This is a genomic window from Curtobacterium sp. MCBD17_003 (genome assembly GCF_003234885.2).
GTDB lineage: Bacteria > Actinomycetota > Actinomycetes > Actinomycetales > Microbacteriaceae > Curtobacterium.
Genome location: NZ_CP126275.1, coordinates 2,358,770 through 2,382,481 on the forward strand (window position 1 = coordinate 2,358,770; position 23,712 = coordinate 2,382,481).

The window sequence follows — 23,712 nt, forward strand, 5'->3', positions numbered from 1 at the left end:
CTGTGGAGCACTGGCTCGACGTCGCCGTCATCGTCCTGCTCGTCCTGCTCGACCTCGCGATCCGCGCGTTCTCGATCATCTACGTGCCGATCAACCGCAAGCCACAGACGGCGACGGGGTGGCTGCTCGCGATCTTCCTGATCCCGTACCTCGGGTTCATCGTCTTCCTGCTCATCGGCTCGACGAAGCTGCCGAAGGCACGCCGCGAGAAGCAGGCCGAGATCAACCAGTACATCCTCGACCAGACCGAGGGCATGGACCGGGTGCGGCGGGAACCGAGCTGGCCGTCCTGGCTGCACGGCGTCAGTGAGCTGAACCGCAACCTCGGGTCGATGCCGCTCGTCGGCGGCAACTCCGCGGAGCTCTACCCGGACTACGAGGAGTCGATCGCCGAGATGACCCGTGCGGTCGACACCGCGCGGCGCTTCGTGCACGTCGAGTTCTACATCGCGACGCTCGACGAGACGACCTCCCCGTTCTTCGACGCCCTCGGGCGAGCGGTGCAGCGCGGTGTGACGGTCCGGTTCCTGCTCGACCACATCGCGAGCCGCGGCTACCCGGGGTACCGGGCGACGCTCGCGCGCCTCGACGAGATCGGGGCGCAATGGCATCTCATGCTCCCCGTGCAGCCCCTGCGCGGGAAGTACCAGCGTCCGGACCTCCGGAACCACCGCAAGCTCCTCGTCGTCGACGGCGGGCTCGGGTTCACGGGCTCGCAGAACCTCATCGACTCGAGCTACGACACGGGAATCAACCGCCGACGGGGTCTGCATTGGAAGGACCTCATGGTCCGGTTCGAGGGTCCGGTGGTCGCGGGGATCAACGCGCTGTTCGTGACCGACTGGTACTCGGAGACGGACGAGCTCCTCGTGCGCGAGAGCGACCCGGTCCACCGCGCCGACCGGCAGGACGCCCTCGACTGCCAGGTGGTCCCCTCGGGCCCCGGGTACGACGGCGAGAACAACCTCCGCCTCTTCAACGCGCTGCTCTACGCGGCGCAGGAGCGCGTCGTGATCACGAGCCCGTACTTCGTGCCGGACGAGTCGATGCTCTACGCGATCACGACGACGGCGCAACGCGGCGTTGCGGTCGAGCTCTTCGTCGGCGAGATCGGTGACCACGCCCTGACCTGGCACGCCCAGCGCTCCTACTACGAGGGGCTGCTGCGCGCGGGCGTCCGGATCTACCTGTACAACAAGCCGACGATCCTGCACGCCAAGCACTTCACGATCGACGACGCCGTCTCGGTCATCGGATCGAGCAACATGGACATGCGGTCGTTCAGCCTCAACCTCGAGATATCGGTCATGGTCCGAGGACACCGCTTCGTCGACGCGCTCCGCGAGGTCCAGGACGCCTACCGCCGTGACGCGTTCGAGATCACGCTCGACGAGTGGCTCGAGCGGCCCACCCGTTCGCAGGTGCTCGACAACGTCGCGCGGCTCACCGCGGCCCTGCAGTAGCCGCGGCGAGGAGCATCTCGAGCGGACCGCGCCGGAACCGGTGCCGCCAGAGCACGGCGACGAGCACGGCGCCGAGCAGGAACGAGGCCGCCACGGCGGGCCCCTCGGTCGGCCCGAGGGTGTGCGCGAGCACGGCGATCGCGACGATGTGCAGCGCGTAGACGGACAACGGCATGCTGCCGACCGCCACCGCGGGCCACACGATCCGCGCCAGCCGGGCTCGGCGTTCGGTCAGGAGCAGACAGGCGCCGAGGACCGCGACGGCCACCCCGGTCGAGCCGAGGACGTCGACGACCGACGACGAGTGGGCCCGCGGCGACAGCCACTCCTGCACGACCGCTGACGGTCCCGTCGCGCCGCCGGCCGAGGGCACCCCGGTGACGACGGCCACCGCGGGGTCGACCGGCGCGACGACCGCACCGACCGTGTACGCGGCGACGGCGAGCGCCGTCCCCGTGACGACGAGCAGCATCTGCGTCCGGCGAGCGGGGAGGTCGCTCCGCCCCACCGCGAGTCCGACGAACAGGAACCCGAGGAACGTGAGGACTGGGTACGTCCGGCCGAACTGCGCCGTCGCGGCGTCCGCGTGGGCGAACAGCGCGGCGGTCGCGAGCGCGACCGGGACCGACAGCGCGACCGCCCCCGCGGCGAACGACAGCAGGACCGACCGGGGACACCGCAGTACCGGGACGACCAGCAGGAACAGCGCCCCGTACGTCGGCAGGATCACGGCCACGGACGTGCCGAGTGCCACGAGCAGCACCCCGAGCGCGACCAGGAGGACCGCCCGGACCACCAGCCGGATCCGGGCGGCGGCCATCGCGGGCGGAGCGAACGGGCGAGTCCGACCCGTGACGAGCGCGACCGACACTCCCGCGAGCAGCGCGAAGAGTGCGGAGGAGCGCCCGTTCACGACGGCGGACCAGGTGGACGGGTCCGACCACGCCACGGTCTGGGGCACGGCCCCGACGTGCGCCACGACCATGCCGGCGAGCGCGAGTGCCCGCGCGAGGTCGACCCCCACGAGGCGGCCGCCGGACGGCGCCACCGGTCGGTCAGACCCGCTGTGTGGCGCCCCGGCGGAGCGAGACGTCCACCATGTCCTCGCGCGGGACCACCTTGACGCGCGCACGCCCCGCCAGCTCGCCGAGCGCGATCTCGTGCGCGTCGAGGGCGTGCCAGCCGTCGAGGTCCGTGTACTCGACGCCGCGCTCGCGGAGCAGGGCCGGGACGGCCTCCTCCGACGGGTCCTCCGGACTCCACCAGCTCGCCTGGTCGGTGACGAGGTGCTGGACGGTCTCCATCGCGTCGGACTTCGTGTGCCCGATCAGTCCGACCGGTCCGCGCTTGATCCACCCCGTCGCGTAGACACCCGGCATCTGCTGGTTGTCGTCGTCGAGCACCTGACCCTCGTGGTTCGGGATGACGCCGTGGCGCTCGTCGAACGGGACACCGGGCACCGGCGACCCGAAGTAGCCCACCGCGCGGTACACGGCCTGCACCGGGACCTCGCGGAACTCGCCGGTGCCCTCGACGCCGCCCTGACCGTCGGGCCGGGTGCGCTCGTACCGCAAGGCGGTCACCTTGCCGTCGGCACCGACGATCTCGACCGGCCGCGCGTGGAAGTGCAGGTGCAGCCGGCGTGACGCCGTGCCGGGCTCGCGCTTGCGCCACTGCTGCAGGACGCGGTCGATCACCATGACCTGCTTGTTCGTCGCCACGGCGGCCTTGGACGCCTCGTCGTAGTCGAAGTCCTCGTCGTACACGACCATGTCGACGTCCGGCACCTCGCCGAGCTCGCGGAGCTCGAGCGGCGTGAACTTGACCTGCGCGGGGCCGCGGCGCCCGAAGACGTGCACGTCGGTGACGGGCGACGCCTTGAGGCCCTCGTACACGTTGTCCGGAATCTCCGTCGGGAGCAGGTCGTCCGCGTGCTTGGCGAGGATCCGCGCGACGTCGAGCGCCACGTTGCCGTTGCCGATGACCGCGACGCTCTCGGCCTCCAGCGGCCAGGTGCGCGGGACGTCGGGGTGGCCGTCGAACCAGCTCACGAAGTCCGCGGCGCCGAACGAGCCCTCGAGGTCGACGCCCGGCACGTCGAGCTCGGCGTCCTTGATCGCCCCGGTGGAGAACACGACCGCGTTGTAGTGCCGCTTGAGGTCGTCGAGGGTGATGTCCTGGCCGAACCGGACGTTGCCGAACACGCGGACGGCACCGCCGTCGAGGACGTCGCGGAGTGCGTTGATGATGCCCTTGATCCGGGGATGGTCCGGTGCGACGCCGTACCGGACGAGGCCGTACGGCGCGGGGAGCTGCTCGAACAGGTCGATCGAGACGTCGAACCCGCGTGCCTCGCGCTTGAGGATGTCGGCGGCGTAGATGCCGGCGGGGCCTGCACCGACGATCGCGAGTCGGAGAGTGGTCACCGTGTGCTCCAGTTCTTGTTCGGCGTGCGACGAGCGTCGCGGGTCAGCGGGTGCGGTCGACGACCGACTCCGCGAAGCGGGTGAGGGCGCGCTTGACCGGCCCGGACGGCAGCGGTGCGATGGCCGCGACGGCCTCGTCCGCCCAGCGGTGCGCGACGGCGCGGGTGGCCGCGGTGGCCTCGTGCTCGCGGAGGTCCGTGACCGCCGACAGGTACGGCGCGCTCGTCACCGCGTCGTCCGCGGCACCGGTGACGTCGCGTTCGATGCGCCGGACGAGGTCCGCCGCCGCGGCGTCCGTCGCCGCGGCGCGCCGCAGGTGCAGGAGCGGCAGCGTGACGACACCGGCGCGGAGGTCGTTGCCCGTGATCTTGCCCGTGCGGTCACCGGCGGGGGCGAGGTCGATGACGTCGTCGACGAGCTGGAAGGCGACCCCGACCTTCTCGCCGAACTCCGCGACGGCCGGCAGGTACGTCCGGTCGGCTCCGGAGAACATGATCCCGGCGCGGGCAGCGGTGGCGATGAGGGACCCCGTCTTGTCGCTCAGCACCTGGATGTAGTGCGCGACCGGGTCGTCGTCCGGGCCGGGGCCGGTCGTCTCGTGGAGCTGCCCGAGGCACAGGCGGGCGAAGGTCTCGGCCTGCATGCGGATGCCCTCGACGCCGAGCTCGGCCGTGATGAGGCTCGCGCGGGCGAAGAGCAGGTCACCCGTCAGGATCGCGACGTTGTTGCCGTAGGTCACGTGGGCGCTCGGCACACCCCGTCGGACCGGCGCCTCGTCCATGACATCGTCGTGGTACAGCGAGGCGAGGTGGGTCATCTCGACGCTCACGGCGGCACGGACCACGGCGTCGGTCACGCCCTCGCCGAGCTGCGCGATGAGCAGGGTCAGGGTGGGGCGGATGCGCTTGCCACCAGCCGACAGCAGGTAGCGGCTCGTCGTGTCGGCGAGGGTGTCGGCCGACCGCATGGCCTCGTCGAGCTGCTGTTCGACGAGTTCGAGCCCGTCGTCGATCCGGCCGACGAACCGGCGCTCCGCGGGGGTCGCGAACATCCGCTCACCGACGCCGAGCGACGCACGCAGGCTGGGCGCGCGTCGGGCGACGGGGACACTCGGGTTCACTGCTGCTCCGTACTGGGGACTGGGTCCGACGCCGACCGTTCGTCGTGGACCGGATCGGTGGGCTCGGCCGCGGGGCTGGCCCCGGCGGTCACGCTCCCGGTCGTTCCGTTGCGGGCGCGTCCGGCTCCGTCCCGACGCGGGGCTGCTCCCCCGTCGGCTGGTGGGCACGCCGTGCCTTCGCCCGGCGTGCGGCGGACTCGCGCACGGCACCCGCGACCGGCTTGCGACCGCGGTGGAGTGCCACGATACCGGCGGTGAGGTTCCGGTACGCCACCATCGTGAACCCCACACCGCGCAGCCACTGGCTCAGCACCTGCTGGTCGGGCCACGCGGAGATCGACTCGGCGAGGTACCGGTACGCCGCCGGGTTGCTGCTCGACAGCCGCGCGATGCCCGGCAGGACCCGCTTGAGGTAGGCCGTGTACGACAGGCGCAGGACGGCGAGCGGCGGGGTCGAGAACTCGCAGATGACGACGCGGCCCCCGGGCTTGAGCACCCGGTACATCTCGGCGAGCGCCACGGACGGCTCGTTGACGTTGCGGAGCCCGAAGGAGATGCTGACGGCGTCGAACGAATCGTCCTCGAAGGGGAGCTGCTCGGCGTCACCGTGGACGAAGGTGATCTCGGGGTGACGCTGTCGGCCGACCTCGATCATGCCCGCGGACAGGTCGAGCGCCGTGACCTCGGCGCCGCGCTTGGCGAACGCGACCGAGCTCGTCCCGGTGCCGGCGGCGAGGTCGAGCACACGTTCGCCGGGCCGGGGGTCCACCGCGCGGGTCGTCGCCACGCGCCAGAGCGCCGCGTTGCCCGCCGAGAGGATGTCGTTCGTCAGGTCGTACCGTGCCGCGACGTCGTCGAACATCGCCGCCACCTCGTCCGGCCGCTTCTCCATGTCCGCCCTGCTCACGAGGAGCCATCCTAGTTGGTCGACGCCGGACGGCAGCCGTACGACGGCGGGCCCGCGGAGGCCGGACGCGTACCATCGTGGGGTGCCCCTGACCGCCGTCGAGACCCCCCGTCTGACCGTCGCGACCCGCATGCTGGACGACCCGGGGGACGTGCTGGCCGCGACGCTCCCCGACCGTCCCCTCGCCTTCGTCCGGCGCGGTGACGGCATCGTCGGCATCGGCGAGGCCGTGCGGTTCGTGTTCACCGGCCCGGCCCGGATGCGCGACGCCTCCGCCACCTGGCGCCGCCTCGTGGAGCGCGCCACCGTCGAGGACGGCCTCCGGGTCCGCGGGACCGGACTCGTCGCGTTCGGGGCCTTCGCCTTCGCCGACGAGTCCGCCGCCCCGAGCGTGCTCGTCGTGCCGCGGATCGTCATCGGTCGCCGTCACGGGCGGGCGTGGATGACGACGATCGACCCCGAGCCTCTCGACGGCGACGCGTTCCCCGCGGTCGTGGCGGACGTCGTCCCGACCACCGCGACCGCGTCGATCACCCTGCCCACCCCGGCGCCCGCCCACCTCTCGGCCGCGTTCGGTCCCGGTCGCATCGACGAGGACGCCTACGCGGCCGCGGTCGCCGAGGCCGTCCGCGTGATCCGCGCCGGCGGGGTCGAGAAGGTGGTGCTCGCCCGTGACCGCGTGGCGCGCCTCCCGGCCGACGCCGACCGCCGGGGGGTCCTCGTCGACCTCGCCGCGGCGTACCCGGACTGCGTGACGTTCGCGGTCGACGGCCTCGTCGGCGCGACGCCGGAGACACTCGCCCGTACCGACGGGCGGACGCTCACCGCGCGGGTGCTCGCGGGCAGTGCCGCGCGCGGTGCGGACGCCGAATCGGACCGCCTCGCCGCGGAGTCCCTGGCCGCCGACCCGAAGGACCTCGAGGAACACGCCTTCGCGCGGGCGAGCCTCGTCGAGGCGCTCGGCACGGTCGCCACGGACGTGCGGGCCGATCCCGCACCGTTCCGCCTGCAGCTCCCGAACCTCTGGCACCTCGCCAGCGACGTGTCGGCCACGCTGCCCGAGGGCACGACCGCCCTCGACGTCGCCGACGTCCTCCACCCCACCGCGGCGGTGGCCGGGACGCCGCGAGCAGCTGCGCTCGACCTCATCGCCCGACTGGAGGGCACCGACCGCGGCCGGTACGCCGGGCCCGTGGGATGGATGGGTGCCTCCGGCGACGGCGAGTGGATGCTCGCGCTGCGGAGCGCGCAGATCGACGACGACGGCACCGTGACCGCGTGGGCCGGTGCCGGGATCGTCGCCGGGTCCGTACCGGACCGCGAGGTCGCGGAGACGGCGTTGAAGCTCCGGCCCGTCACCGACGCGCTCGCCTGAGCCGGACCTCCCGGCCGCCCCAGGAGGCGGTCAGACCTGGAGCGGCACCTCGATGACGAGTCGGTCGGCCGGATCCGTGAGGACCTGCTCGAGCTCGGCCCAGGTGGCGGCGCGACGGTACTCCCACCCGAGGCCACGGACGACGGGCTCGATCTCGACCACCTGCGGTGTCGCCATCATCCGGCGCATGTCCGCCGGGTCGGTCGTCGCGGCGACCTCGAGCCCGCCGAAGATCGCACCCCCGCCGTCGTTGCCGACCACGATCTGGAGGCGCTGGCGCCGCTCCTCGACGCCCGTCACCAGCCCGCCGAGGTCGTGCAGGAACGTCAGGTCGCCGACGAGGACGCGGGTCGTGCCCCCCGTCGCGCCCGAGGCCTCGACTCCGGCGGCGATGCCGAGCGCGGTCGAGATCGTGCCGTCGATGCCCGCCAGCCCGCGGTTCGCGTGCACCCGCACCTTCTTGCCCGGGACGCGGCCGTCCGCCACCCGGATGAGCAGCGACGCACCGAACACGAGACGGTCGTGCGGCCAGGTGGCACCCCAGACCGCGTCGACGAGCATCGCCCGGTCCACGGGACGCCGCCGCACCGCGAGCTCGTCGCGGAAGAACTGCGCCCGTTCCGCACGGTCGGCGGACCGCTTGGCGTCGAGATCGGGGGCGGTGTCCCCGTCGCCGAGGAGGGCACGGCTCGCACCCACCCAGGTGCCCACCCATGCGCGGTGCTCCGGCCCCGGGCGCCCGTCGACGCGGATGCCCGGGACGACGACGGCCGGGTGCGGAGGACGGGCGGCGCTGCCGGGGTCGTACGCCTCGGCCGCTGCGCCCCGCACCACGACGACCTCGACGTCCGCGCGCTGGAGGAGCGCCGGGACCTCACGACTGAGCGTCGGGTGCCCGAGGACCACCACGCGGCGGACGCGACCGCCGAAGGCGGGGTCCCGGAGCAGCTGACGGTGGGCCACGACGAGGTTGCGACCGAAGTGGGCGCCGCTCGAGACCTCGGCCAGGAGGGGCGCGCCGAGCTCCCACGCGATGCGCTCGGCGTCCGCGCCGGCGTCGTGGCCCGCGACCACCACCGTGGCGGGGTCGGCGTCGACGACCAGGTCGTGGTCGCGCTCGGGTGCGGGTCCGGTGCGACGGGTGGCGAAGTCGGCGTCGACCTCGTGCGGCTCGGGGGCCGTCACGGCCCCGACCGCGGCCGAGAGCGGCTCGCGGAAGGCGAGGTTCACCTGCACCGGCCCGGGAGGCCCGTCGTGGCCGGCCGCCGCCGCGACGGCCTGGCGGGCGAGTGCCCGGAGCGTGGCCCGGGTGGAGTCGTCCACTCCGTGGGTGGTCGGCGCCTCGACGTCCCGGACGAACCGCGTGGCGGCGCCGAAGACCCCCGGCTGGTGCGTGGTCTGGTTGCTGCCGATGCCACGGAGCTCGTCGGGTCGGTCGGCGCTCACCACGATCATCGGGACGCCCGAGTGGTGGGCCTCGAGCACGGCCGGGTGGAGGTTCGCCACGGCCGTCCCGGACGTCGTGACGACCGCGGCCGGCCGTTGCGTCTCGACCGCGAGTCCGAGCGCGAAGAACGCGGCGGTCCGCTCGTCGAGCCGGACGTGGACCCGGAGGGCACCGGCGCGCTCGACGGCGGCCGCGGCCAGGGCGAGGGCCTGCGACCGCGACCCCGGGCTCACGACGACGTCCGTGACGCCGGCGCGGGCCAGCTCGAGCAGGAACGCCACCGCGAAGTCGGTCGCCGGGCTCCCGGACCCTGCGGGCCGGATCGGGGAATCGCTGCCGGGACTACCGGTCAGGGCGGTCGCCGCCGGGGCCGCCGCTGGCGCCGGGGTCGTCGTCGAGGTCGGCGAGCTGTTGTTCGAGGTGCCGGAGGGTTGCGTCGCTCTGCTCTTTCTCGCTGCGGGTCATCCCGGCGCGCGCGGTGGCGCCGAGGAAGTCCGGGTCGTCGTCCGGCCCACGGTACCGCTGCCGGGGCACCGCCCGTGCCGGGGCCCGCCCGAGCAGGTACCAGAGCACGGCGCCGATGATCGGCAGGACGACGACGAGGACGATCCACAGGGGCTTGTTGAGGGCACGGACCCGATCGCGCGGCACCCATGCACAGTCGATGACGGCGTACACGGTGAACGCAACGGCGGCGACGACGGCGCCGATGAGGAACTTCACCATGGACGGAGTGTAGGTCGCTCCGGCTGGGACGCGCCGGGACGTGCACACCGGTCGCCGGACGCTCAGCTCCCGCGTCGTCGCCCGACCGTAGAATCATCGGGTGAAGTCGTGGCTGGTGTACTCCCTGGCGAGGATCGGGATCTTCGCGGTCCTGCTCGCGGTCTTCCTCGTCATCCGGCTGCCGTGGCCCGTGGCGACGATCGGCGCCGCGCTCGTCGGGCTGCTCATCTCGTACATCGCGCTGCCGAAGCTGCGGTGGCAGGTGGCGACCAGCTTCGCCGAGCGGCGACGCGGGCCCGACCACGACGAGGACACCGACTTCGAGGACGACTTCGTCGACGCCGAGGACTCCGCTGCTCCGTCGGTCGACCCGGCCCGGAGCGCTGAGCCGGGCGTCGTCGAGCGTCCCGCGTCGCCCCGCGCCGACGCTTGATCCGCTGGCGCCTGATCCCGCTGACGCCTGATCCCGCTGACCCCTGATCCCGCCGGGGCCTGATCCCGCTGGAGCCCGGCCCCCGCTGCCGCAGACCTCCTGGCGGAGGCCGCCGCCCTGGCAGCGACGTCGCGATCGCTGTCCGCCCTAGGGCTGCAGCGCGAGCGTGATGCCGAGCACGATGCCGTACGCGAGCGCCGAGAACGACGACAGCTGCAGCGCCGTGATGAGCTCTCGCGGGCGGCTCGACGTCGCGCCGATGATCGCGGCCGGCAGCGCCAGGAGCAGCGTGAAGTACGTGTAGCCCGTGCGGAAGTACAGCACGACGAACCACACGAGCACGACGTACGGCAGGACGAGGAACAGGACGTACAGGGTCCGCGCAGCGCGGCTGCCGAGCACGACCGCCAGGGTGCGCTTGCCCGCCAGACGGTCCTCGTCGATGTCCCGGATGTTGTTGACCATGAGCACGGCGCATGCGAACAGCCCGGCGGCGACCGCCGCGGCCCAGGCGTTCAGGGTCAGGTGGTGGATCTGGACGAACTCGGTCCCGAGCACCGCGACGAGGCCGAAGAACACGAACACGAAGACCTCGCCGAGCGCGTTGTACCCGTACGGCCGCTTGCCGCCCGTGTAGAACCACGCGGCCAGGATCGCCGCGGCGCCGACCGCCAGGAGCCACCAGAGCCCGGTGAGCACGACGATCACGACACCCGCGACCGCCGCGAGCCCGAAGAACGTCAGCGCGACGGTGAGCACCGTCCGCGGACGCGCTCTGCCGGAGCCCGTGAGCCGCGCCGGGCCGACGCGGTAGCGGTCGGTGCCGCGGACGCCGTCGGAGTAGTCGTTGCTGTAGTTCACCCCGATCTGCAGGAACAGGGCGACCGCGAGGCACAGCAGCGCGATGCCGAGGTCGTACCCACCGTCGACGTACGCGACGGCGGTCCCGAGCACGACCGGGACGACGCCGAGCGTGAGGGTGCGGAGCCGGGCGCCGCCGATCCAGTCGCGTGCGGTCGCCTTCTGGGGGCGCCCGACCGGTCGGCCACCGGGCCGTCCGGATCGGCGCTTCGACGTCGGTCGGGGTCCCTTGCCTCGTTGTGCCACGGCCACCGATCGTATCGTCAGGTGTCCATCGAGCCGCTGGGAGCGGCGTCGGCGGCGAGCCGCTGCACCGCGCGTCGGTCCGGCTTGCCCGTCGGGAGCATGGGCACGGCGTCGACCACCACGACGGCGGCCGGCCGGGCGGCACGACCGAGCACGGCGCCGACGCGCTCCCGGAGCACCGCGACCTCCACCGCGACGTCGGTCACGACGACGGGCACCTCGCCCCAGCGGTCGGAGGCGCCGCGGGTGACGACCGCGCCGGACTGGCCCGGGGCCTCCCGGACGACCCGTTCGACCGCGCCGAGCGCGACCTTCTCGCCGCCGGAGATGACGACGTCGTCGAGGCGGCCGACCACACGCACCGTGCCGTCGGCCGCGATCTCGGCGGCGTCCGCGGTGCGGTACCAGCGGAGCCCGTCGCCCTCGACGAACGCGGCGGCGGTGCGCTCCGGGTCGTCCAGGTACCCCTCGGCGAGCATCGGACCGGACAGTTCGAGGCCGCCGTCGACGAGCCGCGTGCGGACCGGGCCGAGCGGGACACCGTCGTACACGCAGCCGCCGCTCGTCTCGCTCGCGCCGTAGGTGGTGACGATCCGGGCACCGGCGGCACGCGCGCGGTCGCGCAGCGCGATCGGGGTCGCCTGTCCCCCGACGAGCACCGCGTCGAGCCCGGCCAGCGCGGCGGTCGCACGGGCATCGTCGAGCACGCGTGCCAGCTGCGCCGGGACGAGCGACGTGTACCGGCGGTCGGCGTGCAGGCGGTCGACCGCGTCGGCGAACGCCGTCGGGTCGAAATGCCCGGGCGGCACGACGACGGGGCTGGTGCCCGCGGCGACGGAGCGGGTGAGGACGTTGAGACCGGCGATGTAGTGCGTCGGCAGCGCCAGCACCCAGCCGCCCGGGCCGCCGAGCGCCGCGTCCGCCGCCGCGGCGCCGGCCAACAGCGCCTCGGACGACAGCGCGACCCGCTTCGCGGCGCCGGTCGATCCGCTCGTCTCGACCACGAGGGCGACCCGACGCGGCACGACGGCGGGCGGTGTGGAGGACGTCGGGTCCGACGACGACGGCACCGACACCGACCGGGGCGACGGCGTCCGCGGCAGGATCGCCGGCCCGCCCGACAGCGCGGACTCGAGCGCCCGCAGCACGTCGAACGGGTCGTCGGTGGGGACCGGGAGGAGCGGCCGCGTCATCGGTGTCGGCTCACCGCCGTCACGCCCCACCGATGCATCAGTAGTGCCACGGGTACGCGGTCCACTCCGGCGTGCGCTTCTCGAGGAACGCGTCACGCCCCTCCACGGCCTCGTCCGAGGCGTACGCGAGCCGCGTGGCCTCGCCGGCGAACACCTGCTGCCCGACCAGGCCGTCGTCGACCGCGTTGAACGCGTACTTGAGCATCCGGATCGCGGTGGGTGACTTGCCGAGGATGGTCTCGCCCCACTCGATCGCGGTCCGCTCGAGGTCCGCGTGCGGGACCACGAGGTTCACCGCGCCCATCTCGTAGGCACGCTGGGCGCTGTACTCCCGGGCGAGGAAGAAGACCTCGCGCGCGGCCTTCTGGCCGATCTGCCGGGCGTAGTAGGCGCTGCCGTACCCGCCGTCGAACGAGCCGACGTCGGCGTCCGTCTGCTTGAACCGGCCGTGCTCCGCGCTCGCGATGGTCAGGTCGCACACCGCGTGCAGGGAGTGCCCGCCGCCGGCCGCCCAACCGGACACGACCGCGATGACGACCTTCGGCATCATCCGGATGAGGCGCTGGACCTCGAGGATGTGCAGGCGGCCCATCGACGCCTGGGCCGCCGCCGGGTCCACGCCCTCGGGCGGGGCGCCCTCGTCGCCGACGTACTCGTAGCCGCTGCGGCCGCGGATGCGCTGATCGCCGCCCGAACAGAACGCCCAGCCCCCGTCCTTCGGGCTCGGTCCGTTGCCGGTCAGGAGCACGCAGCCGACGCGGGGGTCCTGCCGGGCGTCGTCGAGCGCGCGGTACAGCTCGTCGACCGTGCGCGGTCGGAACGCGTTCCGGACCTCGGGACGGTCGAAGGCGATGCGGACGATCCCGCCCGACACGTGCTTGTGGTACGTGATGTCCGTGAACGACGCGGCGATCGGCGCCGCGTCCCAGACGTCGGGATCGAAGGTGTCGGAGACGGGTGCAGCCATGCTCCGAGCCTATCCGGCGGCCCGACCGGCTTCAGCCTCGGCCTCGGTCAGCTGCCGAACTGCGTGAGCACCTCGGGCGCCGCCACGACGAGGACGACCACGATGACGACGGGGTTCGCGGCGAACGCGATGAACACCGCCACGACGCCGTACCAGCGGCCGAGACCGCCCACCGCGGCGACGAACCCGAGCACCGCGGCGATCACGGTGAGGAACACCACCACGAAGCAGATCCCGCCCGCGAAGTCGACCTCGCCGCCCATGAAGACGGCGAACGCACTCGCGTCCACCGCCACACTCGCCACGGCCAGGGCCAGCCCGACCTTGCCGACGACCGGGCTCCGGCGGGCACGACTGGGCGGTCGGTCGACGTCGACCGTGTTCGTCCGCAGCAGCTGCGCGAACTCGTCGGACCGGTCGACGGCCCGCACCCCACGGCCGCCGTCGGGAGCGACACGACGCGTGGACGAGGCGGGTCGACGGCCTCCGGTGCGCTGCTGCGACTTCGGCGTCACCGGCTCTCCCCGCGTCATCTCCGACCGTTCCCGGTCGTTCCCGTCCCTGGTTCGCGCGACCCGGCGGCCGCTCGACCTGAGGATGCTAACGGCCGGAACTGGCGGTCGCCTCCGAGCACACGGCGCGGCACCTGAGCGCGCCTGGGAGGATCGGGCGGTGACGACCGTGACTCCCCCACCCAGCGCTCCGATCCCGTCGATCGACGAGCTCCTGGCCGCCGCGCACGTCGTGGCGCTGCCCATGCGTGTCCGGTTCCGCGGGATCACGGTGCGCGAGGCCATGCTGCTGCGTGGCCCCGAGGGCTGGACCGAGTTCTCGCCGTTCGTCGAGTACGACGACGTCGAGGCGGCCGCATGGCTCCGCGCCGCCGTCGACTTCGGCTGGCGACCGCATCGGGCGGACGCCGACACCGTGCCCGTCAACGCGACCGTGCCCGCCGTGCCCGCGGACGCGGTCCCCGACGTGCTCGCCCGCTACCCCGGGTGCCGGACGGCCAAGGTCAAGGTCGCGGAGCCGGGCACCGGCCTCGCCGACGACGTCGCCCGGGTCCGTGCGGTCCGGGCCGTGATGGGCGACGACGCCGACGTGCGCGTCGACGCGAACGGACTGTGGTCGGTCGACGACGCCGCGCGGGCGCTCGAGGCCCTCGCGCCGTTCGGCCTGCAGTACGCCGAGCAGCCGTGCGCGACCGTGCCGGAACTCGCGGCGCTGCGACGGCGTCTCCAGGGGCTCGGCGTCGCGATCGCGGCCGACGAGAGCGTGCGCAAGGCAGAGGACCCGCTCGCCGTCGCGCGCGCGGGTGCCGCGGACGTCCTCGTCGTCAAGGCGCAGCCCCTCGGAGGGATCACCGCGGCGGGGCGCGTCGTCGCCGAGGCCGGGCTGCCGTGCGTCGTCTCGAGCGCGCTCGACACGTCCGTCGGGATCAGCATGGGCGCGCACCTCGCCGCAGCGGTGGCGGCTGACGGGTTCGCCTCGGGACTCGGCACCGCCGCGATGTTCCGGGGCGACGTCACGGCCCGGCCGATCCTGCCGCAGGACGGGAGGATCGCGGTCCGTCGCGTCGACGTCGCGCCGGACCTGCTGGAGCGCCACGCAGCCGCGCCCGACCGCCGCTCCTGGTGGATCGAGCGGCTGCGTCGGACGCACGCAGTCCTCACCGCGTGACGGGACGGGCAGGCGTCCCGCGCTGCCTCACAGTCCGGAGTAGCTGTGCAGCCCCTTGAAGAACAGGTTGACGACCGAGAAGTTGAACATCACGGCCGCGAAGCCGATGAGGGCCAGCCAGGACGACCGCGCGCCCCGCCAACCACGGGTCGCACGCGCGTGGATGTACCCGGCGTAGATCACCCAGATGATGAAGGTCCAGACCTCCTTGGTGTCCCACCCCCAGTAGCGGCCCCAGGCACGCTCGGCCCAGATCGCGCCCGCGATGAGGGTGAAGGTCCAGAGCACGAACCCGACGAGCAGCACGCGGTAGGTCATGACCTCGAGCCGGTCGGCGTCGGGGAGGGTCTCCATGAAGCGGAGCTGCTTGACGTCGCCGCCACGGCCCTGCCGGTAGGTCTGCACGAGCTGCGACACCGCGAGCCCGGCGCCGAGGGCGAAGAAGCCGGTGCCGCAGATCGCCACGAACACGTGGAGGACGAGCCAGTACGACTGCAGCGCCGGCGGGAGCGGCACGACGTCGACGTAGAAGTTGACGGTCGCGATGCCGAGCAGGATCAGGACGAGTCCGCTGACGAACACGCCGAGGAACTTCAGGTTCTGCCAGAACTGCACGGCGAGGAAGATCGCGACGATGATCCCGGTGCCGGTGAGCGAGAACTCGAACATGTTCGCCCACGGCACGCGGTGCGCGGCGACACCGCGGAGCACGATCGACCCGACGTGGATCACGAGCCCGAGCACCATCATCGCCATGCCGACGCGCTCGAAGCGGCTGCCCGACCGGGGCCGGTCGACCGGCGCCTCGACCCGCTCGAGCACGACCGTGCCGCCCTGGACCGTCGCGACCGTCCGCGCCTCGGCCCGCTGTTCCTGCCGCGCCGAGCGCTCGAGCTGCACGTCCCCGGACCGCTTGGCGACGTCGAGGATGAACGAGATGAACGCGATGAGGTACACGGCCATCGCCGAGTACACGAGGACGACCGAGTACTGCGCGAGGTCCGAGGTCATGTCGTTCACGCCCTGATGGTACCGCGCGCCCCTGACCCTGCCGGGGCCGGGGCGGTCGAGCGGCCGCAGTCTGAGCGGATCCGCACCGCGGGCGTCCCCCGGTTCACACCGCTCCGGTCGACAGCTCGGGCCGCCGCGTCTGCGCCTCGCCCTCCGGGGGTTCCGCGAGCAGGTACAGGCCCGTCCCGCTGCCCGCCGCGTCGTCGAGTGCCGCGATCCACGCCCGGTTGAGGCGCGGAGGTCGGCCCCCGATGAACTTGAAGTGCAGCTCGCAGTACGGGTGCAACCAGATCGTGGTGCGGCCGTCGCCGACGCGGACGTCGTCCTTCCACGAGAACGCGAAGCTGTCCCCGCGTCGCAGCCGGTTCACGATCACGACCTGCAGGTGCGCGAGCGTGCGGTCCTCGATCTCCATCCCGAGGCGCATCGCGCCGTACGTCAGATGTCCCATCGCTCAGACCTCCTCGTCGCCCGGGGCGACGATGTCCTCGAGTCGTGTCGTGATGGGCTGCGGCTCGCGCAGGAGCATGATCCGCCGGCGGATCTCCGTCACCGTCTCGTCGTCGACGAGTTCCTCGCCGTCCGCGTCCGGGACGTCCGAGAGCACGATCTCGCTCGCCGGCCCGACGAGGAGCGACACGTGCACCACCGACCCGTCGGCGGCTCGGGCCGGGATCCGCACGGGCTCGGCCGTGGCCTGGTGCGCCAGCTCGGCCGCGTAGTCCACGACGGCATCGGCGATGGCGTCCCCCGTCAGCACGTGGGCGTCGCTGTAGTCGATCGAACGCATCGGGCCTCCTCCCGGTCGATGCAACCAGGACCCGCCCGTGTGCCGGTACGGGCGGAGCACGACCCGCGCCGCCGGCGTCCCGATCGGGACGCCAGCGCGCGTCAGGTCAGCGAGGCCCCCGCCGTCGGCACCACCCCGAGCCCGGCCGTGTGCCGCTCGGCGATCTCGTCGACCGCGCGCTCGAGGTTCGGGTCCTCGCCGCGCGCCAGACCGGCGTACTCGAGGTCGAAGCCGTCCTCGCCGGGGCGGGCGACGGCCTTGACCCACACCCGCCGACGCGGCACGAACAGCGAGGTGAGGAGTCCGGCGACCGCGAGGATCGCGAACCCGGCGACCCACAGCTGCGAGGCGTCGTGGTGGACGTCGAGCGAGACGTACCGCTTGACGCCGTTGAAGGTGATCGAGCCGGTGCCGTCGGGCAGTCGCTTCGTCTGGCCCGGCTCGAGCTCGATCGCGCCGTGCGCCGCCGTCGTCCCCGCGATCTGCCGCAGCCCCTTCGTCGAGAGCTGGTACACGGAGCGCGGGACGCCGTCGTCGAGGCCGAGGTCGCCCGTGTAGACCTGCAGGCTCAGCAGCGGGTTCTCGGTGTCCGGGTAGTTCGACGTGTAGGCACCCGTCGCCTGCTTGACCGCAGTGGGGTAGAAGAACCCGACCATGCCGAGCTGGTCCGGCTGCGCGTCCGGGACCTTGACCACGCCGAGCGAGGTGTAGTTCGTGTCCTGCGGCAGGAACGGGACCACGTCCTCGAACGCCACGTGCCCGTCGCCGTCGCGCACGGTGACGTCCATCGCGTACCCGTTGCCGAGCAGGTACACGTTCGTCCCGCCGATCGACAACGGGTCGTTCACCTTGATGGTGCGCTTGGTCGCCGCACCGCCCTTGGTCCGGGCGGTCACGACGGCCTTGTAGTCCGTCGCCTGACCGAGCGCGTTGAGGTTCTTCTGCTCGTACGTCGTCGTGAAGTCGTCGAGCGTCAGGTTGTAGCCGTGCAGCTGCGACTGGCTGAACCAGCGCCCCGGGTTGAACGAGTCGTACGAGCCGAGCACGTTCGAGAACGTCTGGCCCTCGACGAGGAGCCGCTGCCCCGTGTAGCTGAACCCACCACCGATGCCGACCGCGAGCAGGACACCGACGAGCGCGGTGTGGAACACGAGGTTCCCGGTCTCGCGCAGGTAGCCGCGCTCGGCGCTCACCGAGTCACCGAAGCGCTCCACCCGGTAGCCGGACCGCTTGAGGAGCGTCATCGCGCTCGTCACGGCGGTCTCGGCGGTCGGGAGGGCCGGAGCCGGGCCCGTCGCGGACCCCCCACCCGTGACCGTGGTCGGGTCGACCGCGATGCGCTGGTACCCGGCGAGGCGCCCGAGGCGGACCGGCGTGCGGGGCGGGCGGGTCCGGAGGGCCTGCCAGTGGTGGCGTGTCCGCGGGATGATGCAGCCGATCAGGGACACGAACAGCAGGAGGTAGATCGCTGAGAACCACACCGAGGTGTAGGTGTCGAACACCTGCAGCTTGTCGAGGACCGGGTACAACGTCGGGTGGTCGACCTGGTACTGCGTCACGCCGTTCGGGTCGGCCGTGCGCTGCGGCACGAGCGACCCGGGGATCGCGGCGAGCGCGAGCAGCATGAGCAGGAACAGCGCCGTGCGCATGCTCGTCAGCTGGCGCCAGAAGAACCGGACGTAGCCGAGGAACGACAGCGCGGGCTGGTTCACCCCGCCGTCGTCGCCGCCCCCACCGCCACCGCCGCCGGCACCGCCACCACCGGTGCCGCCCGACGTGGGGGCGGCGTCGACGTGGTCGGACGGGCGCATCGGATCGCCGACGATCGTCGTGCCGTCGGCCTCGTCCATGCCGGCGGAGGCAGCCGTGGACGTGCGGTCCGTGACCGGAACCGCTGCGGCGATCCGGGCCTCCCGGGTGTCAGACGAGCGGGACATAGCTCTGGATCACCGCCCCGACGCTCGACATGATGGCCGACCAGAGTCCGGTGACCATGAGCAGACCGATGACGATCAGGATCGCTCCTCCGATGACGTTGACGAGGCGGATGTGGCGCCGGACCGTGCGGAGGGCGCTCGACGCCCACCCGGCGCCGAGCGCGACGAGCAGGAACGGGATGCCGAGTCCGATGCAGTAGGCGACGCCGAGCCACATGCCCTGCCACGCGCTGCCGGCCTGCACGCTGAGCAGGTTGATCGCGGCGAGCGTCGGGCCGAGGCACGGGGTCCAGCCGAGGCCGAACACGACGCCGAGCAGCGGCGCCCCGACGAGGCCCGTGGCGGGCGACCAGGACGGCTTGACGGTGCGCTGCAGGAACGTGAACCGGCCGACGAACACCAACCCCATGGCGATGACGACGACCCCGAGCACCTGGGTGATGAGGTCGCGCCAGCGCACGAGCCAGAAGCCGAGCGCGCCGAACACGGTCGTGTACGCGACGAAGACGACCGTGAACCCGAGCACGAAGAACAGGACGCCGAGCAGGACGCGGCCACGACGTCGCCCGACCTCGGTGACGCCGCCGACGTACCCGAGGTACCCGGGCACGAGCGGCAGCACGCAGGGCGACAGGAACGACACCAACCCGGCGAGCGCCGCGACGGGCAGTGCGACGGCCATCTGACCGCTGAGGATCGCGTCGGAGAAGGGGTTGCCGCCGGTCACGGGTCAGGCGTTCCCGTTGAGCTCGTCGCTCACGAGGGTGTCGATGATGCTCGACGAGTCGACCGCACCGAGGACGCGCGCGGCGACGCGTCCCTGCTTGTCGAGCACGATCGTGGTGGGGACGGAGTTCGGGGCGATCGTGCCCGAGAGGGCGAGCTGCATGGTGCCGTGGTCGGCGTCGAGGACCGAGCCGTACGCCGTCCGGAAGGTGCGCTCGAACGCCTGGGCGGTCGGCTTCCGGTCGCGCACGTTGACCCCGACGAACGCGACGTCCTTGCCCTGGAACGTCCCGTACGACTGGTTGAGGTACTTCGCCTCGGCGCGACAGGGCGGGCACCCGGCGTACCAGAAGTTGAGGACGACGACCTTGCCCTTGAGCGCGGCACTCGACACGTGGTCGCCGTCGTCGGTGGTGGCCGAGAAGGTCACGGGCGCGCTCCGCTTGTCGGCGGCGACCTCGGTCACCGCACCGTCGCCGGAGATGTAGTTCTGCGTGGTGCCCTTGCCGTACTGGTTCGTCAACTGGTCGTTCGAGCTCGACGAGCAGCCGGCGAGCGCGAGGGCCGCGACGACGGCACCGGTGATCGCGACGGCGAGGCGGGCGCGGGTCGATCGGCGCCGCGGTTGGACGGTCGTGCTGGTGGTGATCACACTGCTCCCATGTCGACGGCTCCGGCCCGGAGCGGACCCGCGGGATCGGCGTAGCCGACCTCGACGAAGCGTCCGCCACGGCGTTCCACGCTCGTGATGCTCGACAGCGCGCACCGACGGGCACGCGGGTCGTGCCAGAGGTGCTCGCCGGCCAGCCGGCGGTGCACCGTCCAGATCGGGAGCTGGTGGCTCACGAGGACGACGTCACCCCCGTCGATGCTCCCCCACGCGGTCTCGAGCGCGGCCGTCATGCGGTTCGCGATGGACGCGTAGGCCTCGCCCCAACTCGGCCGCAACGGGTTCGCGATCCACGGCCACTCCGTCGGCCGGGCGACCGACCGCCGTGTGAAGCCCGGCGGCTGGCCCTCGTACCGGTTCGTCGGCTCGATGAGCCGCTCGTCGAGCCGGACGTCGAGGTCGTACGCCTCCGCCCACGGCGCGGCTGACTCCTGCGTCCGCTGCAGGGGCGATGCGACGACCGCACGGACGTCCACACCGGCGTCGACGAACGACCGTGCGGCGGCCTCGGCCATGCGTCGGCCGAGATCGCTCAGCCGGAACCCCGGCAGGCGTCCGTACAGGACGCCATCGGGGTTGTGGACCTCGCCGTGACGAACGAGGTGCAAGCGGGTCGCGGGCATGGCCTCCAGTGTAGGTCGGGCGGCGCGTCCACCTCCCACCCAGTTCCCGCACGGGTATGCGGAACCGCTCAGCAGCGGCGTCCGGGAGGCCCGGGCGGGCCTGTCAGGACAGGTGGCCCGACAACCGCGTGTGGATCCGCAGCGAGCGGGTGTCGAGCCCCACCACCTCGACGGTCGCACCGTGCATCGCGTACCGCTGCTCGATGGCGTCCAGCGCGGCGACCGTCGACGCGTCCCACACCTGGGCGCCGGCGAGGTCGATCTCCACCCGCGCCGGGTCCTCGGCGTACGAGAACCGCGTGGGCAGATCGCTCGACGAGGCGAAGAAGAGCGCGCCGTGCACGCGGTAGCGGACGAGGTCGCCACGGACCTCCCGCTCGACGGACACGACGTGGGCGACCCTCCGGGCGAACACGAGCGCGGACACGACGACGCCGATGAGCACGCCGGTGGCGAGGTTGTCGGTGAACACGACGACCACGACCGTGATCACCATGACGCCCGTCTCCCCGAGCGGCATCCGGCGGAGGGTCCGCGGACGGACGCTGTGCCAGTCGAACGTCGCGACGCACACCATGACCATGACGGCGGTGAGCGCCGCCATCGGGATCTCGGCGACCACCCCGCGCAGGGTCACCGTCAGCACGAGCACCGAGACGCCGGCGACGAAGGTCGAGACGCGGGTCCGGGCCCCGGCCGTCTTCACGTTGATGACCGTCTGGCCGATCATCGCGCAGCCGCCCGTGCCGCCGAAGAACGCACTGACGACGTTGGCGATGCCCTGCCCCCACGACTCGCGCCACCCGCTCGACCGGGTGTCCGTGAGCGCGTCGACGAGCTGTGCGGTGAGCAGGGTCTCGATGAGCCCCACGACCGCCATGCCGAAGGCCGTCGGGGCGATGATCCGCAGCGTCTCGAGGTCGAGCGGCACACGGATCCCGGCGAAGGTCGGCAGCGACGACGGCAGCGCGCCCTTGTCCCCGACCGTCGGGACGTCGACGTGGAACAGCAACGTGAGCGCGGTGACCACGATCACCGCGATGAGCGGGGCGGGCACCGCCTTCGTCAGGAGCGGGAACGCGATGATGATCGCGATGCCGAGCGCCGTGAGCGGCCAGACGACGAACGGCACGCCACGACCGAACAGGTTCGGCAGCTGTGCGGTGAGGATGAGGATCGCGAGCGCGTTGACGAACGCGACGTTGACGCTCCGCGGGATGAACCGCATGAGACGAGCGACGCCGAGGAAGCCGAGCACGAGCTGGAACACACCGCCGAGGACGATCGTCGGCACGAGGTACGCGATGCCGTGGTCCCGGATGAGCGGCGCGACGACCAGCGCCACGGATCCGGCCGCCGCGGAGACCATGGCAGGACGACCGCCGACGAACGCGATCACGACCGCGATGACGAACGACGAGAACAGGCCGACCGCCGGGTCGACCCCGGCGACGATCGAGAACGAGATCGCCTCGGGGATCAGGGCGAGCGCCGTCACGACGCCGGCGAGCACCTCGCGCGTGAGCAAGCGCGGCGACCGCAGCGCCTGCAGCACGGAGTGGGCGACGGGTGCCGACGGACCGGACTGGACAGCTGCGGAGGTCATCGGCGACCACCTTACGGGCGGGCGTGAGCGCTCACCACGGCGTCCGACGCGGGACGGGGGCCGCCCGCTAGACTCGACCCCCGTGATCGAACGCACCCGCATCGCCGACCTCGCCGCACTCCCCGACGGTCCCGTGACCGTTGGCGGATGGGTCGAGACCGTCCGTGACCAGAAGAAGGTGCAGTTCGTCGTACTGCGCGACGAGACGGGCGCCGTCCAGCTCGTCAACCCCGCCGTCCGTGCCGTCGACGACGACGCCGACGACAGCGCACGTGCGGCGCTGACCACGACCGAGACGATCTCCGGGCTCGCGCACGGGACCTTCCTGGTGGCCCAGGGCACGCTCAAGCACGACGAGCGCGTCAAGCTCGGTGGCATCGAGGTCAAGATCGACCGCCTCGACGTCGTGACCGCCGCGCTCCCCGAGACGCCGATCGCCGATGACTCCTCGCTCGACAAGCGCCTCGACTGGCGGTTCCTCGACCTCCGGAACCGCAAACAGAACCTCGTGTTCCGGGTCCAGACGACCCTCGAGCACGCGTTCCGGACCTACTGGGTCGAGCGCGACTTCATCGAGATCCACACGCCGAAGCTCATGGCGTCCGCGTCCGAGTCCCGCGCCGAGCTGTTCGAGCTGCCGTACTTCGACACGACGGCGTACCTGGCGCAGAGCCCGCAGAACTTCAAGCAGATGGCGCAGCCAGCCGGATTCGGCGCGGTGTTCGAGATCGCGGACGCGTTCCGGGCCGACCCGTCGTTCACCTCCCGGCACGCGACGGAGTTCACCAGCGTCGACGCCGAGATGAGTTGGGTCGAGTCCCACGAGGACGTCATGGCCATGCACGAGGAGCTCCTCGTCGCCGGCATCACCGCCGTGCAGGCCAAGTACGGCGTGGAGATCAGCGAGGTCTTCGGCTTCGAGCTCCAGGTCCCCACCGCGCCGTTCCCGCGCATCCCGCTCGCCGAGGCCCGCCGGATCGTCGCGGAGGGCGGCTACGAGATCCCCCGCGCCGACGGCGACCTCGACCCCGAGGGCGAGCGCCGGATCTCGGCGTACGCCAAGGAGCAGTTCGGCTCGGACTTCGTGTTCGTCACCGACTACGACGCCACGATCCGGCCGTACTACCACATGCGTCACGAGGACGACCCGACGCTCACGAAGAGCTACGACCTCATCTACAACGGCACCGAGATCTCCACGGGCGCCCAGCGCGAGCACCGCGTCGACGTCCTGACGCAGCAGGCGGTCGAGAAGGGCCTGGACCCCGCCGAGCTCGAGTGGTACCTCGACTTCTTCCGCTACGGCGTCCCCCCGCACGGTGGCTTCGGCATGGGCCTGGCCCGGGTGCTCATGCTCATGCTCGGCCAGTCGTCGATCCGCGAGGTCACGTACCTGTTCCGCGGTCCCACCCGTCTGCTCCCGTAGCGGTTCCCGACCGCACGACAGGAGGCGCTGCTCCCCACCGGGGCAGCGCCTCCCGCGTGTGCGGCAGCGACGGCCGGGA

The 23,712-nt window shown here is 72.4% G+C and carries 23 protein-coding genes; 5 read left to right on the forward strand and 18 right to left on the reverse strand.

Going from position 1 to position 23,712, the window contains the following annotated elements; translation table 11 throughout:
* Positions 1 to 2: 2 nt before the first annotated feature.
* On the forward strand, positions 3 to 1,463 hold the full coding sequence (cls, locus tag DEI88_RS11115) for a cardiolipin synthase (RefSeq protein WP_111013543.1): 1,461 nt from the start codon (positions 3 to 5) through the stop codon (positions 1,461 to 1,463).
* Here cls and DEI88_RS11120 read toward each other — a convergent pair.
* The 4 genes from DEI88_RS11120 to DEI88_RS11135 all read right to left on the reverse strand — a co-directional run bounded on the left by DEI88_RS11120 (position 1,444) and on the right by DEI88_RS11135 (position 5,916).
* Positions 1,444 to 2,511 carry a DUF418 domain-containing protein gene (locus DEI88_RS11120; protein ID WP_111071325.1) on the reverse strand — a complete coding sequence of 356 codons (1,068 nt, stop codon included), beginning with the start codon at positions 2,509 to 2,511 and terminating at the stop codon, positions 1,444 to 1,446. The genes cls and DEI88_RS11120 overlap by 20 nt on opposite strands.
* A 7-nt stretch (positions 2,512 to 2,518) precedes the next feature.
* Positions 2,519 to 3,889, reverse strand: a complete 1,371-nt coding sequence (locus DEI88_RS11125; RefSeq protein WP_111071324.1) for an FAD-dependent oxidoreductase — start codon at positions 3,887 to 3,889, stop codon at positions 2,519 to 2,521.
* 43 nt (positions 3,890 to 3,932) lie between these two features.
* Positions 3,933 to 5,009, reverse strand: a complete 1,077-nt coding sequence (locus DEI88_RS11130; protein ID WP_111036815.1) for a polyprenyl synthetase family protein — start codon at positions 5,007 to 5,009, stop codon at positions 3,933 to 3,935.
* Between the two features lie 88 nt (positions 5,010 to 5,097).
* A complete protein-coding gene (locus DEI88_RS11135; RefSeq protein WP_111071428.1) occupies positions 5,098 to 5,916 on the reverse strand; it encodes a demethylmenaquinone methyltransferase in 819 nt (272 codons plus the stop codon).
* A gap of 88 nt (positions 5,917 to 6,004) precedes the next feature.
* Between DEI88_RS11135 and DEI88_RS11140 the strand changes: the two genes are divergently transcribed.
* A complete protein-coding gene (locus DEI88_RS11140) occupies positions 6,005 to 7,291 on the forward strand; it encodes an isochorismate synthase (protein ID WP_502866983.1) in 1,287 nt (428 codons plus the stop codon).
* A 30-nt stretch (positions 7,292 to 7,321) separates the two neighbouring features.
* On the opposite strand, the gene menD is transcribed toward DEI88_RS11140, so the two are convergent.
* Together menD and DEI88_RS11150 are read right to left on the reverse strand one after the other, a co-directional pair.
* Positions 7,322 to 9,019: a 2-succinyl-5-enolpyruvyl-6-hydroxy-3-cyclohexene-1-carboxylic-acid synthase gene (gene menD / locus DEI88_RS11145; protein WP_258374923.1), complete on the reverse strand. Its 1,698-nt coding sequence runs from the start codon at positions 9,017 to 9,019 to the stop codon at positions 7,322 to 7,324.
* A gap of 61 nt (positions 9,020 to 9,080) precedes the next feature.
* On the reverse strand, positions 9,081 to 9,464 hold the full coding sequence (locus DEI88_RS11150; protein ID WP_111009424.1) for a PLD nuclease N-terminal domain-containing protein: 384 nt from the start codon (positions 9,462 to 9,464) through the stop codon (positions 9,081 to 9,083).
* A 100-nt stretch (positions 9,465 to 9,564) separates the two neighbouring features.
* Between DEI88_RS11150 and DEI88_RS11155 the strand changes: the two genes are divergently transcribed.
* Positions 9,565 to 9,897, forward strand: coding sequence for a DUF4229 domain-containing protein (locus DEI88_RS11155; protein WP_111013548.1), 333 nt, complete (start codon positions 9,565 to 9,567; stop codon positions 9,895 to 9,897).
* A gap of 147 nt (positions 9,898 to 10,044) precedes the next feature.
* On the opposite strand, the gene DEI88_RS11160 is transcribed toward DEI88_RS11155, so the two are convergent.
* From DEI88_RS11160 to DEI88_RS11175, 4 genes are read right to left on the reverse strand one after another with little or no spacing between them, the layout of a single operon-like run.
* The gene (locus DEI88_RS11160; protein WP_181441167.1) at positions 10,045 to 11,004 is read right to left on the reverse strand and encodes a 1,4-dihydroxy-2-naphthoate polyprenyltransferase; all 960 of its coding nucleotides are present in this window, start codon (positions 11,002 to 11,004) and stop codon (positions 10,045 to 10,047) included.
* A gap of 17 nt (positions 11,005 to 11,021) precedes the next feature.
* Positions 11,022 to 12,197: an AMP-binding protein gene (locus DEI88_RS11165; protein ID WP_111071321.1), complete on the reverse strand. Its 1,176-nt coding sequence runs from the start codon at positions 12,195 to 12,197 to the stop codon at positions 11,022 to 11,024.
* Between the two features lie 37 nt (positions 12,198 to 12,234).
* Positions 12,235 to 13,164: a 1,4-dihydroxy-2-naphthoyl-CoA synthase gene (locus tag DEI88_RS11170; protein ID WP_111027033.1), complete on the reverse strand. Its 930-nt coding sequence runs from the start codon at positions 13,162 to 13,164 to the stop codon at positions 12,235 to 12,237.
* A 47-nt stretch (positions 13,165 to 13,211) separates the two neighbouring features.
* Entirely contained in the window at positions 13,212 to 13,697 is a 486-nt protein-coding gene (locus tag DEI88_RS11175; RefSeq protein ID WP_146244352.1) for a hypothetical protein, read from the reverse strand.
* A gap of 139 nt (positions 13,698 to 13,836) precedes the next feature.
* Here DEI88_RS11175 and DEI88_RS11180 point away from each other — a divergent pair, with 139 nt between their 5' ends.
* Positions 13,837 to 14,844, forward strand: coding sequence for an o-succinylbenzoate synthase (locus DEI88_RS11180; RefSeq protein ID WP_258374921.1), 1,008 nt, complete (start codon positions 13,837 to 13,839; stop codon positions 14,842 to 14,844).
* Between the two features lie 27 nt (positions 14,845 to 14,871).
* Here DEI88_RS11180 and ccsB read toward each other — a convergent pair whose 3' ends face one another.
* The 8 genes from ccsB to DEI88_RS11220 form a co-directional block, all read right to left on the reverse strand.
* A complete protein-coding gene (gene ccsB / locus DEI88_RS11185) occupies positions 14,872 to 15,855 on the reverse strand; it encodes a c-type cytochrome biogenesis protein CcsB (protein ID WP_111027036.1) in 984 nt (327 codons plus the stop codon).
* A gap of 103 nt (positions 15,856 to 15,958) precedes the next feature.
* Positions 15,959 to 16,306 (reverse strand): DUF7882 family protein, encoded by a 348-nt coding sequence (locus DEI88_RS11190; RefSeq protein WP_111009419.1) that lies wholly within the window; start codon positions 16,304 to 16,306, stop codon positions 15,959 to 15,961.
* A gap of 3 nt (positions 16,307 to 16,309) precedes the next feature.
* Entirely contained in the window at positions 16,310 to 16,645 is a 336-nt protein-coding gene (locus DEI88_RS11195; protein WP_111009418.1) for a hypothetical protein, read from the reverse strand.
* Between the two features lie 101 nt (positions 16,646 to 16,746).
* Positions 16,747 to 18,456 (reverse strand): cytochrome c biogenesis protein ResB, encoded by a 1,710-nt coding sequence (gene resB, locus DEI88_RS11200; RefSeq protein ID WP_111071426.1) that lies wholly within the window; start codon positions 18,454 to 18,456, stop codon positions 16,747 to 16,749.
* A 109-nt stretch (positions 18,457 to 18,565) separates the two neighbouring features.
* Positions 18,566 to 19,264 carry a cytochrome c biogenesis CcdA family protein gene (locus DEI88_RS11205; protein ID WP_111009609.1) on the reverse strand — a complete coding sequence of 233 codons (699 nt, stop codon included), beginning with the start codon at positions 19,262 to 19,264 and terminating at the stop codon, positions 18,566 to 18,568.
* 48 nt (positions 19,265 to 19,312) lie between these two features.
* Complete coding sequence (locus DEI88_RS11210) at positions 19,313 to 19,960, reverse strand: TlpA family protein disulfide reductase (RefSeq protein ID WP_258368505.1); 648 nt, start codon at positions 19,958 to 19,960, stop codon at positions 19,313 to 19,315.
* Positions 19,957 to 20,601 carry a histidine phosphatase family protein gene (locus DEI88_RS11215; protein ID WP_111071319.1) on the reverse strand — a complete coding sequence of 215 codons (645 nt, stop codon included), beginning with the start codon at positions 20,599 to 20,601 and terminating at the stop codon, positions 19,957 to 19,959. Before DEI88_RS11215 ends, DEI88_RS11210 begins: the two co-directional genes overlap by 4 nt.
* Before the next feature lie 103 nt (positions 20,602 to 20,704).
* Complete coding sequence (locus DEI88_RS11220; RefSeq protein ID WP_111036823.1) at positions 20,705 to 22,207, reverse strand: SulP family inorganic anion transporter; 1,503 nt, start codon at positions 22,205 to 22,207, stop codon at positions 20,705 to 20,707.
* Positions 22,208 to 22,289: 82 nt separating this feature from the next.
* On the opposite strand from DEI88_RS11220, the gene aspS reads away from it, so the two are divergent.
* Positions 22,290 to 23,633 (forward strand): aspartate--tRNA(Asn) ligase, encoded by a 1,344-nt coding sequence (gene aspS, locus DEI88_RS11225; RefSeq protein ID WP_111071318.1) that lies wholly within the window; start codon positions 22,290 to 22,292, stop codon positions 23,631 to 23,633.
* Positions 23,634 to 23,712: the final 79 nt, after the last annotated feature.